We start from the raw sequence: 15,275 nt of genomic DNA on the forward strand, positions 1-15,275 counted from the left end.
TTATCAATTATAATTTATGTATATAAAAAATGCCAAGGTTTACTTTGAAAAATGCAAAAAATCTATCAAAATTAACTTAATGAAAGGTTTCTCGCTTTTTTATATTTTCTATTGCCTCATAAGCAATTTCTTTTATAAGAGGTGGTTCATCTTTTATTGCTTCTTCAATTTTTGATACAATTTTTGGAGTACCTATCAAACCCAATAAATAAAGAATATCCCCTTTGTCTCTTTCATCTTTAACGGTTTTTAAAGTTTCTATAAGATGGGACAAGATTTTAGCTTTATTTTTAATTTTTCCTCTTTCAGCCATCTCTTCTAATACATACATAGTCCCAATCTTTGTAAAAAGTTCTGGTGCTTTCAAAAGCTCAATAAGTGTATAAAGACACTTTTCCTCCTTTTCACAGAGTTCTATAACCCTTTCTGCCTGAGCTTGTTTAAGCAAATTTTTTAAAACTTCTTTATCATATAGAGTTTCCCCTGCCTTTTCTATAAAATTCAATAATCCCTCCTTAGCTTCATTTCCAACAAGAACAAAATCTTCATTTATTACCACTGTGGGAGAGGCAGTAACTTTATATTTTTGAGAGAGTTGGACAAAAAGGGTTGCATCAATAATAAATACTTTTATTAAATTCTGAACAATAGCTATTTGGTTTGCCTTATCTACCACAAAAGGACAAAAGGGGCAGAAAGGAGTAATGAAAATCTTAATTTCAACAGGATTTTTAATAGTTTTAATCCTTTCAACTTCTTCCTTATTTAAAAAACTTTCTCCCTTTGAAATGGCTTTTAGTGCATTTAAAAAGGGTTGCCTTTCTAATCCTTCGGGAATTGCCATATAATAAATCTGAACTTTTTCTTCCTTATCTGTTACCTTTAAAGCTGGATAGTCAGGAAGTTCTTCTTCTTTAATTTCTAAATTTAATGAGAAATGTCCTTTTAAATTATTTAAAAATTCTTCAAACTTTGAAAAAATTTGATTTGATTTTTCTTTTCTTATAAGAAAAAATTTCAAATTTTCTAAATTAATTTCCTTTAGATCCTTTTCACTAATCATTTTTAATCTCCCTTAAGATTTTCTTTATGAATTCAAGTTCTGGATTAAGCTCTAATGCTTTTTCTCCATAATATATAGCTTCTTCCCTTTTATTTAACTCCTTCAAACTTAAGCATAAATTAGCATAATCAATTGCACAAAAGGGATCAATTAAAATAGCCTTTTTAAAACATTCAACTGCTTTATCATAAGCTTTTAATTTAAAATAACAAGTTCCCATTAGATTAAATATCTGTTCAAGCTCAACATACTTAACTATTTCTTCACAGAGATTTATAGCTTTTTCATATAATCCAAGATTTTTATAAGTATGTCCAAGATAAATAACTATGGGTATTTTTTCCTCCAAAGGCAAATTAAAGTTTAATGCCTTTTCTAAATTTTCTTTTGCTTTCAAAAAGTTATTTTTTTGAAAAAAAGAAAAACCTAAATAAAAATAGGTATTATGATCAATTTTTGCTTTTTTTAAATACTTAATAGCTGAAGCATAATCACCAAGTTGAGCTTTACCTATACCTAAGTAATAATAAATTTCTTCTTTTTCATCTGAGGAGGCAAATTTTAAAGTTTCATAAAAATATTTTAAAGCCATTTCTATATTTTTGTTTTCAAATAAGTCAAGCGCCAATCTAAAATGAAGAGTTGCTAATTCTTGAGGATCTATTAGACCCAAAGGAGAAAATTTTTTTAATAATCTATAAAGACATTTATTACAAAGCTCTTCATGAATATAAGAGAGTTTCCTTTCATAAGCATAAATACAAGGGAAAATTTTTTCTTCTTCAAGAATCATCATAGGATTGCAGACTTTCCAATCTATTTTAGAAGATTGAATGTTTTCTAAAAGGTTTAATAAAATATTTTGATAACCAATAGAGAGAAGAGGGTCTTTATGAGAATTTATAAAAACCCTTTCCAAAGTATGGTTTTGTGTTTTTTTATCTAAAATTATACCAGGAGGGAAAAAATAGGTTTCTAAAAAATCTTTTAAATTTCTCGGTAAGGTAAATAAAAAAATTGGAAAGACCATAAGTCTTGGCAAAATCTGATGATTATAACCTTCTAAATAAAAGGGACTAACTAATTGGTAAACTCTTAAATAAAAGGACTCTAAGTTTTCTTTGTAAGGGTGAATAATATGCAAGCGAAGATATAAAAAAGGGTAGGTATTTAAAAACTTTATTAACTCCTTTAATAAATTAAAAAGGAGCTCGAAATATTTGAAATTATTTAAAAATACATATATATCGCTAAAAATATTTATTTCAGGAAGTTTAGAAACAAATTTATTAAAATCAAACTTTTTATTAAGTTTTATATATATTTCCATTAAGAAACAATCCTCCTTCCTTTATCAAGTGAATTTTTAATCCAAAGTGATTTTATAATTTCAATTTCCTTTCTATTCATTGTTTCAGTTTCATATCTATCCCCTATAGATATATAAGATGGTCTTTTTTCGGGAAAGGGTTTTATACCAAATCTTTTGTAATTTTCTGTAACTGGTGCACCAAAATAGAGTTGCATTTGCTGAGCATTAGAATTACCTTGAATTTTAATTCCATGCGATTTGACAAATTCTAAAGTTCTTAAAGCCTCTTCAAAAGTCTCTCCAGGTAAGGCATATTGGGAAAATACTTCCACTTCAATTCCATATTTTTGTGTCAAATAAATAGCTCTTTTTAATTGCTCAAGGGAAAGCCTTTTTCTTACTATCTTTAAAACTTTTTCAGAAGCAGATTCAAGTCCATAAGCAATGGTGTGAACTCCTGCCTTTTTCATTAACTTAAGCATCTCCTCATCTATTAAATCTGCTCTAGTTTCTAACCATATATTTACTTTAAGTCCTTCCTTTAAAATTCCTTCTAATATTTGATAGATTCTTTCCTTTTTAAATGAAAAATTAGGATCTGCAAACCAAATTCGATTTTTTCCCTTTTTAACTACCCATTTTATTTCTTCAAGCACCCTTTCAACAGAGTGAAATCTTATTTTATGTTTTGAAGCAACTGGAGTGTAACAGAAAATACAATCAAAAGGACATCCTCTTGAGGTTAAGAGAATAACTTCATCTATTTTTGAGTAATCAAATATCCCCATTAAATGAGGAGAAGGATATTTATCAAGTTCTTCATACCCTTCAATTCTTTCTGTCTCAACTATTTCTCCATTAATTTGATAGGTAACCCCTTTTATTCCATTAAAGGGATTGCCACTTTCAATAGCTTTAGCAATTTCTAAGAGAGTTAACTCACCTTCACTCCTACAAAGATAATCAATCATAGGCATATTTTTTAGCGCTAAACTTGGTATAAAAGTAATTTGCGGACCACCTAAGATTATTTTTATATTTTTATTTATTTCTTTAATGAATTTAGCAATTCCTAAAACATACAAAATATTTCTTTGATAAGTACTAAAACCTACCAATTGGGGAGAAAACTCTTTAATAACCTTTTCTAATTCCTTAATAGAATATTCTCCCTTTTGAGAAAGGTTAATGATTTTAACTTTAAAACCATGTTTTATGAGAAAAGCTGCAAGGTAGCCGAGAGAAATGGGAAGTGTGGGAGGTGAAAAGGGATTTACCTCAAAAAGGAGAATCCGCATTTTTAAAAATAATACCTCTAATTTAAAGGTTAGTCAAATTTACTTTAGATTTAAACCTTCTGAGTTTTGGCTTTTAATTAAATTAGATTAAAATTTTTAAAAAATGGCTAAAATAAAAGAAAGGATAACTTTTTCAGAGTCTCAAAAAATAGTTGAACAAATAGAAAAGATTTTAAAAAAGGAAAATATTAAATTTGGAATTTATGGTTCCTATATAAGAAAAGAAAACACTATAGGAGATATTGATATCTTAGTAAACGAAAGGGATTACGAAAAAACTAAAAATATTTTAAAAAATTTTCCCTTTTATGAAAGGCTTGAAATTTATTATTTACCTGAAGAATATAAAGATTCTTGGGAAAGTTTTGCTCTTTATCTTGTTGGTTCAGGAAAATTTAATGTATGGCTTCGCGGAATAGCAAAAAGAAAAAACTTTTTATTAAATCAATATGGGCTTTTTAATCGAGATACAGGAGAATTAATAACTACTAAAGAAAAAGAAATCTTTGAAATACTTGGTGTCAGATTTATCCCTTATGAAAAAAGAAAAGAAATTTATAAAAAGGAATGGAAAAATTACTTGATAAAATAAAAGTAAATAAAATTTTTATCTTGGAATTGCTTTTTATATTATTCATTTATGTATTTATTTTTTCTTTTTTTCGAAAATGTAAAAGAAGAACTTGGTAGGGAACAAAGATATAAAATTCGCGCCCGGCAGGACTCGAACCTGCAACCTTTGGATTCGTAGTCCAATGCTCTATCCGATTGAGCTACGGGCGCATCTTAAAATAGCTTAAAAATAATATAAAATATTTTTTAGTTTTAGCAAGGATAAAAGGAAATTTTATGAAAAGCCGAAAAATATATAAATTTTTTTCTAAATATAGAAATCTCTGGTCCATATTCATTTTATGGACTGTAGTTTTAGTATCTTCTGCAGTTCTAATTATAAGTGCTTTTTTTACTTATAAAAATACAAAAATAGCAGCAGAAAATGCTTTAAAAATGCAAGCTATGGGAATAGCTATAACTATTCAAAGTTTTTTACAATCCATAGAAATTGATGAATTAAAAGATGTGGATTATGGAATTTTTTCTGAAATAATACTTAATGAAAAATGGGAAGGAATCGCTTTCATAAGTCTTTATGATGAAAAAGGATACATTATTTTACATTCCAATCCAGAGCTTATAGGTAAAAAAATTGAACTTAAAAGATTTCCTTCTTATCCTTATTATTATTATCTAACCCTTGAAACCTTAGAAAAAGTTTTTGTAGGTGATTTTAAAATTAATTTTCCTCACGGAATTTATTATATTTTAAGAGTAGCTTTACATACTTATCCTGCTCAAGTAATAGTAAGGAAAGCTAAAATTTTTGCAGGAATAAAAATATTAGCTTCCTTTGGACTTATTTTGTTTGGAGTCTTAGGAACTTTAATTATTAGAAAAGTTGAAGAAATGCAAATAAAATTTAAAGAGTTAGAAAGTATATCTCTTATGACCAAAATTCTTGCTCATGAAATAAGAAATCCTCTTGGAAGTATCAAAGGATTTTCTCAATATTTAATGAATAAGGTAGAAGATAAATTGAAAGATCCTATTAAAATAATAATTAATGAAGCTTTAAGAATTGAAAGGCTTACAGATGAACTGCTTCTTTATACCAATCCTGTTAAAATTTATCTTACCGAATTTTCTTTAAAAGAATTGGTTGAAGAAATTTTGATGGGATTTAAAAATAATTATCCACAAATAATTTTTAAGCTAAATCTTAATCAAGAAATAAAGATAAAAAGTGATAAAGATAAGTTAAAAGAAATAGTTACCAATATTTTACAAAATGCAGTGGATGCAGTATTGGAGAGTTCTAAAAATCAGAAAAATATAGAATTAAATATAGAAAAAAAGGAGGACAAAATTAAATTTGAAATTATAGATAATGGTACAGGAATGGATGAAAAAACTTTACTTAAGGCAACAGAACCTTTCTTTTCTACAAAACCTAAAGGTTCTGGACTTGGTTTAGCAATAGTAGAAAAACTATGTGAAACCTTAAATATAAAGTTTAAGATAGAAAGCAAAAAAGGGGAAGGAACAAGAGCATGTCTAATTATTCCAGAATTGCTATAGTTGAAGATGATAACTCTTTTGCCCTATTTTTAAAAACTATTTTAGAAGAGGGAGGATATAAAGTAGAGATTTATGACGATCCAGAAATTGCCCTAAAGAAACTGCCTGACTTTAATCCTCAACTCGTTATCACAGATTTAAAGATGCCTAAAATGGATGGTATAGCCTTTTTAGAAAAAGCCAAAAATATTTTTCCAAATATTCCCTTTATAGTAATTACAGCGTATGGAACTATTCCCTCAGCAGTAGAAGCTATGAAAAAAGGAGCAGCTGATTATATAACTAAACCTTTATCAAGTCCAGAAGATTTTTTATTTTTAATTGAAAAATTATTATCTACTACTAAAAAAACCGAAATTATTGAAAAACCTTTTGAAATTCCTCCTTTTGAAATTTTATTTGCTGGAATTGAAGATATTTACGAAAAAATTTTACAAGTTGCTTCTACAGAAACAACAGTTATTCTTTATGGAGAGACAGGAACAGGAAAATCTGCTATTGCAAAAGCTATACATCTTTTAAGTGGAAGAAAGGGTAATTTTGTAGAAATAAATTGTGCAGCCATTCCTGAAACTCTTATAGAATCTGAACTTTTTGGATATGAAAAAGGAGCCTTTACAGGAGCAATTAAGTCTAAATCTGGAAAAATAGAAATGGCAAAAGATGGAACACTTTTTCTTGATGAAATAGCAGAAATGAATTTAACAATACAAGCAAAACTTTTAAGGGTTTTACAAGACAAAACTTTTGAAAGACTGGGAGGACTTACTCCTATAAAAACAAATGCAAGATTTATAGTAGCAACTAATAAAGATCTTTTAGAATTAGTAAAACAGGGTAAATTTAGAGAAGATCTTTATTTTAGAATTAACGTATTTCCTATAATTATTCCACCTTTAAGGGAAAGAAAAGAAGCTATTTTAAAAATTGCTGAATATATTATAAATAAGCTTTCCCAAAAAATGGGAAAGGAGCCTTTAAAATTAAGTAAAAAATCAAAAGAAATTTTAAAAAATTATCCCTGGCCTGGCAATATAAGAGAGCTCGAAAATATACTGGAGAGAAATTTAATTTTAGCAAAAGGAAAAGAGCTTGATATTGAATTAGAATTTATTGATATAAAAAGAGTTTATGAAGATAAAGAAATATCAGGAAGTTTAAAAGAAATGGAGAAAAAAGCAATTTTAGAGGCTTTGAAAAAGACAGGAGGTAATAAGAAAAAAGCAGCTGAATTACTTGGAATTTCCTTAAGAACTCTCTATTATAAAATTAAAGAATATAACCTAGAAGCCCTTTAATTTTTTCTTTTTCCACAAAGGTTTAAAATCTTTATCTCTAAAATGATAAACTTGGTTTTTATTTACAAGATATAAAGATTTAGTAAGAATAAAGATCTCTCCTTCCTCTGAAAAAAATTTAGAACCCTTTATAAATACTTCGTCTCCAGGTTCAATTCTAATGTTTTCTTCATTCACAAACCACAAAGGACCAACAACTACATTGTAAATTTTTCTTTCTCTTTCTACATCTAAAATTACAAGTTCATGCTTAGGCAAAACCCAAACTCTTTTAATTTTTCCCTTTATAAAAATTTCTGTGTTAGGATCGTATCTTTCAAAAAATTGGTAATGAAAAAGTTTGTCAGCTTTAACCGAAAAAGGAAAAAAGAAAAATAACCAAAAAGAAATTAAAAGAATCAAATATTTCATATCCTTTTAAATTATAACTAAAAATTTTTAGGAGCGGAAGTTTTTTCCGCTCCTAAATTTTTTTAAATTACCAACCACAAATTTGTCTTAATCTTAAGCCTCTTGGACCATAAGGCAAACCCATTTCGTAAGCCTTTTTATCAATCTCAAGCTTAGTTTTAATAAATTCTATTTCTTTTTTCTCAATTGTTGTCCAATCAGGTGGGGTTTTACTCCATAATCCACGAAGTTCATTTTTAATTTGCCACATTTTTTGCCATTGAGGACTTATTTCTTTACAAAATGCTTGAGCCTTTTGCGGATCTACTTGAGGCATGTTTTGACGCATCATCGGACCACGGTGAGGCTTAAATCTTGTTGGACCTTGTTGGGGTGTGGTTTCATTTTGAGCTAAAACAGTTCCAACAACTAAAACCCCCATAGTTCCTAAAATAGCTAAAGCTTTACTTAGTTTTTTAAACATCTTACACCTCCTCTAAATTTAAGTTTTTAAATATTTAAATCAAAAATCGTGCCTGAAATTTTTTTTTCGAATTTTAAAAAGATAAAAAGACCTAAAGATTTTTTAAACTTTATAAAAATTGCAATTTTATGCAGATTTTGCAAAAATTATAGTTTTAAAGTTTCCAAATATTCTCCCTTAAGAGAATGTTTACCAGCTTCTTTTATAAGAACCTTTACTAAAGCACCTTTTAAATCTAAACGAGGAGTATTAAAATTGACAATTACATTGGTTGTGGTCCTTCCCATTAACATATTTGGGTCTTTAGCACTTGGTCCTTCAACTAATACCTCTACCTCTTTTCCTACATAGGATTCATAAATTTCTTTAGTTATTTTAGCTTGAATCTGATGAACTATTTTAAGTCTTCTTTCTTTTTCCTCCTCTGGAATTTTATTTTCTAATTTCTGAGCGAGAGTAAAAGGTCTATCTGAATACTTAAAAGAAAAGATTTCATGATATCTTACTTTTTCAAGCATTTCCAGAGTTTCTTTAAAATCTTCTTCACTTTCTCCGGGGAAACCTACAATTATATCAGTAGTGATAGCAATATCAGGCACTGCATCTTTTAACTTCTCCACCTTTTCAAGATATTCTTCCTTTGTGTATTTTCTGTTCATTTTTTTGAGAATTTTATTTGAACCAGCTTGTAAAGGTAGATGAATATGTTTACATACTTTTGGATTTTCAGCTATAACCTTAATTAATTTATCAGAAAGATCTTTTGGATGACTTGTAGTAAATCTTATTCTCCAAAGATTTTCTATTTGAGAAATCATATTTAAAAGTTCAGGGAAATCAGGATAGTTCTTTTCTTTAATTCCATAGGAATTTACATTTTGTCCTAAAAGAGTAACCTCTCTAACTCCATTTTTAACTAACTCCTTAACCTCTTTAAGAATATCTTCAGGGTTTCTACTTATTTCTCTTCCTCTAACATAAGGGACAATACAATAGGAACAAAAATTGTCACAACCCTGCATTATTGTTACGTAAGCAGTAACTTTTTTATTTTCAAGAGAAAGTTTATTTTCTTTATCAAGTATTAATGGAGGTTTAAAGTCAGGTTTAAGCTCTGTAAAAACAACAGGTTTTTTATTTTTTTTGAGTGTTTCTAAAGCTTCTTTAATAAAATAAAATCCTTGTGTTCCTAAAACTAAATCTATATAAGGAAGTCGTTGAATTAATTTCTCGCCTTCTTGTTGAGCTACACAACCTGTAACTCCAATAATAAGATCTGGTTTCTTTTTTTTGAGGTATTTATATCTTCCTACTTCACTAAAAGCTTTAAATTGAGGTTTTTCTCTTACAGAACAGGTATTAATTAAAATTAAATCTGCTTCTTCAGGATTAGAAGTTGGCTCATATTCATCTGAGAGCAAAATATACATTTTCTCCGTATCATTTTCATTCATCTGGCAACCGAAAGTTTTTATATAAACTCTTTTTTTCATAGCAAAAATAAATATAATTCACTTAAAAACATTTTTCAAATTAAGGAGGATTGGCATGTTAATGGAAAATATTACTTCTAAAGAATTTGAAGAATTAAAAAAGGATACCAAAACAGTAATAATACCAATTGGATCTATCGAAGCTCACGGTCCTCATCTACCCTTAGCAACAGACCTTTATACAATATATGAAATCTGTAAACTTATAGCTAAAAAAATAAAAGTTCTTGTAGCTCCGCCTTTATATTATGGTTTATGTAGAAGTACAAAACCACTTCCTGGAACTTTAAGTCTAAAAGGTGAGGTTTTAAAAGCCCTTGTTTTTAATCTTCTTTCTGAATTTTATCGCAATGGTTTTAAAAATTTTTTTATTCTTTCCGGGCATGCTGGAGGTACACACATAGCTTATTTAGTGGATACTGCAGAAGCTTTTATTGAGTTGCATAAAGATACTAAAATTTTTGTAGCAGATATTTTTCAACTTTTAAAGCCAGTTTTAGAAGAATTAAATATTCCCGAGAGTGATTCTCATGCGGGAGAATGGGAAACATCCCTTGTATTTTATTTTAAGCCAGAACTTGTGAAAGAGGGAGCTTTTGAAGATTATCCTAAGTTTCCAAAATTTAGAATTGTTGAGGATAAAGAAAAATATTGGTCTTCTGGAATATGGGGGAATCCTTTAAAAGCTTCAGCAGAAAAAGGAAAAATTCTTGCAGAAAAATTAACAGAAATTTTAATTAAAGAAATTAAAACTTTGGAAGAGGAAGGAGTATGATTTTAATAGATGGATCTTATGGAGAAGGGGGAGGACAAATCTTGAGAACCTGTCTTTCTCTTTCAGTTGTTTTAGGAAAACCTTTTAAAATATTTAAAATAAGAGCAGGTAGACCCAAACCAGGACTTCAACCTCAACATCTTGCCTGTGTAAAAGCATGCGCTGAAATTTCAAAAGCAGAACTTGAAGGAGCAGAACTTAATTCTAAAGAGCTTATATTTATTCCTAAAGAAAAACCAACTAATAAAACATACTTTTTTGATATAAAAACCGCAGGCTCAACTTCTTTACTTTTTCAAACCCTACTTTACCCTTTAGCCTTATCAGAAGGGGGAGAATTAATTTTAAAAGGAGGAACCCATGTTCCTTTTAGCCCTTCTTTTCATTATTTAAAATATGTGTTTTTACCTATAGTAAATTTTTTAGGTTTAAAAGCTGAAATTTATTTAGAAAAAGCAGGGTTTTATCCAAAGGGAGGTGGTAAAATAAGAGCTAAAATTTTTCCTTGGAAAGAATTTAAATTACCAAATATAAGTAAAAAATTTGATCCAGATGAGATTTTTATAATAAGTCTTATTTCTGAAGATTTGCCTTCTCACATTTTAGAAAGACAAGCAATTTCAGCTAAGAAAAAACTTTTAACTGCTCAATTAAAATCACCAAAGGAAATATTTGAAAAAGTTAAAAGTGATTCTCCTGGGACTATGCTTTTTATTTATTCTATAGATAAAGATAAGATAAAAAGGGTTGGTTTTTTTGAACTTGGTAAAAAGGGATATCCCGCAGAAAAAGTAGGAGAAAATTCAGCTATTCAATTCTTGGAATTTTTAAAAACAGAAGCTCAATTTGAAGAACATCTTGGAGATCAAATTTTGCTTCCTTTAACTTTTGCTATAATAAAAAATCGTGAAAAAATTTTTATTTATAAAACTTCGAAAATTACTAAGCATCTTCTTACCCAAGCTTGGGTTATTCCTCAATTTATGAAAGAGATTAATATTGAGGTTTTAGGAAAAGAAGGGAATCCAGGTGAGGTTAAAATTAGCTTATTAAATTAAGGTTTTTTTATGAAAAAAGAGAAATTATATTTTTGGATTTTACTAATATGTGCAGGTTTTTTAATTTTTTGGAATTTAGGAGAGAGACCACTTTTCGGAGTAGAAGGGAGATGGGGGGAGGCTGCAAGAGAAATGGTACTTAGAGGATCTTGGTTTGTACCAACTATCAACTTTGAACCTCATGTAACTAAACCTTTAATACCTTTTTGGTTGATAAAACTCTCTGGAATGATTTTTCAAAAGTTTAATGAATTTACCGTAAGACTTCCAGGAGCTTTACTTGCCTTTTTAAGTTTATGGTGCTTTTATAAAGCTGTAACTAAGCTTTTTTCCTATCCTTGGAACCTTATTTCTACAGGGATTCTTCTTACTTCCTTAGGTTTTGTAGAATTTTCTCGTCTTGCTCAGTCTGAAATTTATCAACTTTTTGGAATAATAGTGAGTCTTACCTTTTATATTTATTTCAGAGATCAAAAAAGTTTCTTAGGGTATTTAGGTTTTTTTGCTGGTATGGTTTTTGGTGGACTATCAAAGGGCATTACTTCTTTTGCAGTACTTTTTATTCTTCCTCTAATTGATGCACTTATAGAAAAAAGATTTTATCATTTAAATTGGAAATCCATTATTACTGGAATTTTTGTCTTGGGATTTTATTTTCTTCCCTATTACTTAACTGCTTATGAGCTACGAAGTGAACTTCCTTTTTATCTTTGGTTTAAAGAAAACCTAAAGCAAGCAGTGGAGCCTTATGATAATCTTAGACCTTTTTATATTTATTTCTTATATTGGCCCTTATGGTTAGCTCCTTGGTCGTTTTTTTTATTTGGAGCTATATTAAAGTTTGCTAAAAAGCTTAAGCAAATTTCTAATGAAGAAAAGCTTTTTTTCTTAACTTCTCTTGCCATATTTTTGCTTTTTACTTTAGCTAAAGCAAGAAGAGGCTATTATATTCTACCTATTCTTCCTTTTTCAGCGATTTTAATTACCTATTATATGAAAAACCACTTAGATGAATTTTTACTTAAAGTTTATAACTTGATAAGCTTTATGTTGATGATTTTGACTTTAGGGCTTTTTTTAATTTTTCCTTATCTACAATTAAAGATTTCTCCTATAGTAACTGCAGTTTTGATTTTAAGTTTTTTCTTACAAATTTTAGTTTTTCTCTTTTTTAAGAAAGAAAGATTTTTTGGCTTTATTTTCCAGTTTTTAGTAGTTGAATGGTTGGTTTATGCTATGCTTATACCTTATTATTCTAAGAGTTCTGAAAAAGATGCAGGAGAATTTTTAGCTAAACTTTCTTATAAAATCCCTCAAGCTCTTATTTGTGAGATAAATAAGCCAGTCGCTAATGTTTATTTTTATGCTCAAATTTCAAAAAAAATTGAACCTTTTTCCGAGGATAAAAATTGCCAAATTCTTTTAGTTAGAAAAGATCTTACCCCAGAAATTAAAAGCCTTTTAGAAAGGGGATATCAATTTATAGAATTTAGGGAAGAAAAAGAACCTTCAAAAACTTATTACATTCTTTATAAAAGCCCCGGATAATCCCTTTGATATTGAGGTTTTATAAAGGAAAGAAAATTAAGGGAGGTAAAAATTGAAAGAAGAGGAAAAAGAGATATTAAGATATTTGAAATACTGTTGGGAGACAAATGTTTATTTAAGAAAATATCCTCTAAAAGACTGGGAAGATGCCTATTACAAAGGAAAGGTTTTATTTTTTAGTTGGAAAAATAAAAATTTCTTTAGACTCAATAAAGACTTTAAATTTTATCCCCTGGGGACTTTTTTTAATGAAAAAATTTTAGTTCTCGGCTATCCACATATCCCAAGAATTTATGTATTAAAAACTGGGCTTAAAAGATATCTTAAATATCCCTTTTATGCTGAAGAAAAAATTGAAGGATATAATGTTAGGTTAGTAAAGGTTGATGATGAAATCCTTGCTTTTACAAGAAGAGGATATGTATGTGCTTTTGCTACTGATAGATGGGAAGATTTTTTACCTGAGCTTCCAAGGTTTTTTGAGGAAAATCCTGATTTAGTAGTTTGTGCAGAAGTTGCAGGACCTGAAAATCCCTTTGTAAGTGAGTATCCATCTTATATAAAAGAGGATATTAATTTTTTTGTATTTGATTTTATGAAGAAAGGGGAAGGAGAATTTTTAAATGTATCTAAAAAATTAGAGCTTTTAAAAAAATATAGATTAAATTCTCCTGAAATACAAGGACCCTTTGATCCAGAGAAAGATTACCAAAAAATAAAAGAACTTCTCAAAAGGTATCATTTAGAAAAAAGAGAAGGTGTAGTTTTTAAACCAGATTATGAAGGAAATAGAGTTAAATATGTAACTCCCTTTTCTAATCTTGAGGATTTAAGGGTAGTTTTTCCCTATCTCGGAGAGATAGATCCCTATTTTGTATCTTTAAGATTGATAAGACTTGCACTAAATCTTTATGAGTTTGAAGAATTTAAAGAAGAAGTTTATAGTGTTTTAGGAAAAAATTTATTTGAAGAAACTTTAGAAAATTTTAAAACAGAAAGACTTTTGCAAGAAACTTTTAGAGTAAGATTTAAAAAGGAAAGTAATTTTCATGCTATGCTTGCACATTTTCGTATAGCTAAAGTGAGTATAGAAGTTAAAAAAACAGAATGGAAAAATGGATATTTTTGTGTAGAATTTTCTAAAATATATCCAAAGGCAACCCAATTTTGGAAGTCTAAATTAGAGGGGTGGGGAGAAATTGATTAATGAATTTTTCCCAGTGTTTTTAAATCTTAAAAATAAACTTTGTATTGTAATAGGTGGGGGGAAAGTTGCAGAAAGAAAGGTAGAAAATCTTCTTACATCTCAAGCAAAAGTAAAAGTAATTTCTCCAGAGGTAACTTTAAAACTTAAAAAATTAGCTGAAGAGGGAAAAATTGAATGGGAAAGAAGAGTATATAAAAAGGGAGACCTTCACTCAGCTTGGTTAGTGATTGCAGCAACAGATAATCCAGAAATACAAAAAGAAATATTTAAAGAAGCAGAAGAAAAACGTATTTTTTGTAATGTAGTTGATGTTCCTGAACTATGTAGTTTTATAGTACCTTCAACTATTAGAAGAGGTCTTTTAACTATTGCTATTTCTACCTCAGGAGTAAGTCCTGCTGTAGCGAGAAGATTAAGAGAAACTTTAGAAGAAATAATAGGAGAAGAGTATGTGCTTTATGTGGAGCTTATGAAAGATTTAAGAAAACAAATTCTAAATTTAAATCTTTCTTCAGAGGAAAAAGAAGAAAAACTTCAAAAACTTGCTTTAGCTCCTATTCCTCGCTATATCAAATATAGAGATTTTGAATTATTAAAAGTTTTAATTGAAAAAGAGGGGCTTACTTTTCCGACTGAGATTTTTGAGAAACATTTTCCCAATATTTTTTCCAAAGAAAACGAAAAGTAGGAGAAAAAATTTCAGGATTAGTTTGAAGAAGATTTTCTACTTTTTCAATAGTAAAAAATCCTCCCTCTTCAATTTCAAGAGGATTAGGTTTAGGTATTTTTTTAGTATATCCTACAAATAGAGAAATACACTGCATATTTGTTTCTTCTGAAGGAGGTAATTTTAAAACTTTTTTAAGTTTTACTTTAAGAGAAAGTTCTTCTCTTAATTCTCTTTGTGCTGAAATTAAAGCACCTTCTCCAGCTAATACATGTCCAGAAGCTGAAGAGGTCCAAAGACCAGGATTTTCATCTACAAGGGGGGATTTTTTTTGAAGATATATTTCTCCTTTTTCATTAAAAAGAAACACATGAACAATTTTATGAAAAAGCCCCTTTTTATGAATACTTTCCCTATTTAAGATACTAACAGGTTCACAATTTTTATCAACAATTTCTAAAATTTCTCTTTTTCTTCCCTCTGGGGTCTCCTTAGGCTTTCTTCCTCTTTTTTTGATTTTTTCGTGCATTTAATTTAAAAGATTAA

The 15,275-nt window shown here is 28.6% G+C and carries 15 protein-coding genes and 1 tRNA gene; 8 read left to right on the top strand and 8 right to left on the bottom strand.

Annotated features, from left to right (window positions below):
* Positions 1–76 precede the first annotated feature (76 nt).
* The 3 genes from TOPB45_RS04970 to TOPB45_RS04980 are packed head-to-tail and all read right to left on the bottom strand — an operon-like array spanning position 77 to position 3,673.
* Positions 77–1,063: a thioredoxin family protein gene (locus TOPB45_RS04970; RefSeq protein ID WP_013909759.1), complete on the bottom strand. Its 987-nt coding sequence runs from the start codon at positions 1,061–1,063 to the stop codon at positions 77–79.
* Complete coding sequence (locus TOPB45_RS04975) at positions 1,056–2,393, bottom strand: tetratricopeptide repeat protein (RefSeq protein WP_013909760.1); 1,338 nt, start codon at positions 2,391–2,393, stop codon at positions 1,056–1,058. The genes TOPB45_RS04970 and TOPB45_RS04975 overlap by 8 nt, the downstream gene beginning before the upstream one ends.
* On the bottom strand, positions 2,393–3,673 hold the full coding sequence (locus TOPB45_RS04980) for a B12-binding domain-containing radical SAM protein (RefSeq protein ID WP_013909761.1): 1,281 nt from the start codon (positions 3,671–3,673) through the stop codon (positions 2,393–2,395). Before TOPB45_RS04980 ends, TOPB45_RS04975 begins: the two co-directional genes overlap by 1 nt.
* A gap of 103 nt (positions 3,674–3,776) precedes the next feature.
* Here TOPB45_RS04980 and TOPB45_RS04985 point away from each other — a divergent pair, with 103 nt between their 5' ends.
* Positions 3,777–4,265 (top strand): nucleotidyltransferase family protein, encoded by a 489-nt coding sequence (locus tag TOPB45_RS04985; protein ID WP_041430339.1) that lies wholly within the window; start codon positions 3,777–3,779, stop codon positions 4,263–4,265.
* 117 nt (positions 4,266–4,382) lie between these two features.
* On the opposite strand, the gene TOPB45_RS04990 is transcribed toward TOPB45_RS04985, so the two are convergent.
* Positions 4,383–4,456 (bottom strand) — tRNA-Arg (locus TOPB45_RS04990).
* Positions 4,457–4,522: 66 nt separating this feature from the next.
* Here TOPB45_RS04990 and TOPB45_RS04995 point away from each other — a divergent pair.
* Both TOPB45_RS04995 and TOPB45_RS05000 read left to right on the top strand, forming a co-directional pair.
* Positions 4,523–5,809: a sensor histidine kinase gene (locus TOPB45_RS04995; RefSeq protein WP_013909762.1), complete on the top strand. Its 1,287-nt coding sequence runs from the start codon at positions 4,523–4,525 to the stop codon at positions 5,807–5,809.
* Positions 5,782–7,107: a sigma-54-dependent transcriptional regulator gene (locus TOPB45_RS05000; RefSeq protein WP_013909763.1), complete on the top strand. Its 1,326-nt coding sequence runs from the start codon at positions 5,782–5,784 to the stop codon at positions 7,105–7,107. Before TOPB45_RS04995 ends, TOPB45_RS05000 begins: the two co-directional genes overlap by 28 nt.
* Here TOPB45_RS05000 and TOPB45_RS05005 read toward each other — a convergent pair.
* The 3 genes from TOPB45_RS05005 to miaB all read right to left on the bottom strand — a co-directional run bounded on the left by TOPB45_RS05005 (position 7,093) and on the right by miaB (position 9,474).
* Positions 7,093–7,518 (bottom strand): hypothetical protein, encoded by a 426-nt coding sequence (locus TOPB45_RS05005; protein ID WP_013909764.1) that lies wholly within the window; start codon positions 7,516–7,518, stop codon positions 7,093–7,095. The two genes, TOPB45_RS05000 and TOPB45_RS05005, sit on opposite strands and share 15 nt — an antisense overlap.
* Positions 7,519–7,585: 67 nt before the next feature.
* Positions 7,586–7,981 carry a hypothetical protein gene (locus TOPB45_RS05010; RefSeq protein ID WP_013909765.1) on the bottom strand — a complete coding sequence of 132 codons (396 nt, stop codon included), beginning with the start codon at positions 7,979–7,981 and terminating at the stop codon, positions 7,586–7,588.
* A 146-nt stretch (positions 7,982–8,127) separates the two neighbouring features.
* Entirely contained in the window at positions 8,128–9,474 is a 1,347-nt protein-coding gene (gene miaB / locus TOPB45_RS05015) for a tRNA (N6-isopentenyl adenosine(37)-C2)-methylthiotransferase MiaB (protein ID WP_013909766.1), read from the bottom strand.
* Positions 9,475–9,529: 55 nt separating this feature from the next.
* Here miaB and TOPB45_RS05020 point away from each other — a divergent pair, with 55 nt between their 5' ends.
* Genes TOPB45_RS05020 through TOPB45_RS05040 form a run of 5 tightly spaced genes read left to right on the top strand, consistent with a single transcriptional unit; the run spans position 9,530 to position 14,750 of the window.
* The gene (locus TOPB45_RS05020; RefSeq protein ID WP_013909767.1) at positions 9,530–10,249 is read left to right on the top strand and encodes a creatininase family protein; all 720 of its coding nucleotides are present in this window, start codon (positions 9,530–9,532) and stop codon (positions 10,247–10,249) included.
* Positions 10,246–11,307, top strand: coding sequence for an RNA 3'-terminal phosphate cyclase (gene rtcA / locus TOPB45_RS05025; RefSeq protein WP_013909768.1), 1,062 nt, complete (start codon positions 10,246–10,248; stop codon positions 11,305–11,307). The genes TOPB45_RS05020 and rtcA overlap by 4 nt, the downstream gene beginning before the upstream one ends.
* 9 nt (positions 11,308–11,316) lie before the next feature.
* A complete protein-coding gene (locus TOPB45_RS05030; protein ID WP_013909769.1) occupies positions 11,317–12,855 on the top strand; it encodes an ArnT family glycosyltransferase in 1,539 nt (512 codons plus the stop codon).
* 52 nt (positions 12,856–12,907) lie between these two features.
* Positions 12,908–14,062, top strand: a complete 1,155-nt coding sequence (locus TOPB45_RS05035) for an RNA ligase (protein WP_013909770.1) — start codon at positions 12,908–12,910, stop codon at positions 14,060–14,062.
* Positions 14,055–14,750, top strand: a complete 696-nt coding sequence (locus tag TOPB45_RS05040; protein WP_013909771.1) for a precorrin-2 dehydrogenase/sirohydrochlorin ferrochelatase family protein — start codon at positions 14,055–14,057, stop codon at positions 14,748–14,750. Before TOPB45_RS05035 ends, TOPB45_RS05040 begins: the two co-directional genes overlap by 8 nt.
* Here the strand turns inward: TOPB45_RS05040 and TOPB45_RS05045 are convergent.
* On the bottom strand, positions 14,683–15,258 hold the full coding sequence (locus TOPB45_RS05045) for an NUDIX hydrolase (RefSeq protein ID WP_013909772.1): 576 nt from the start codon (positions 15,256–15,258) through the stop codon (positions 14,683–14,685). The two genes, TOPB45_RS05040 and TOPB45_RS05045, sit on opposite strands and share 68 nt — an antisense overlap.
* Positions 15,259–15,275 lie beyond the last annotated feature (17 nt).

It is taken from the genome of Thermodesulfobacterium geofontis OPF15 (assembly GCF_000215975.1).
GTDB lineage: Bacteria > Desulfobacterota > Thermodesulfobacteria > Thermodesulfobacteriales > Thermodesulfobacteriaceae > Thermodesulfobacterium > Thermodesulfobacterium geofontis.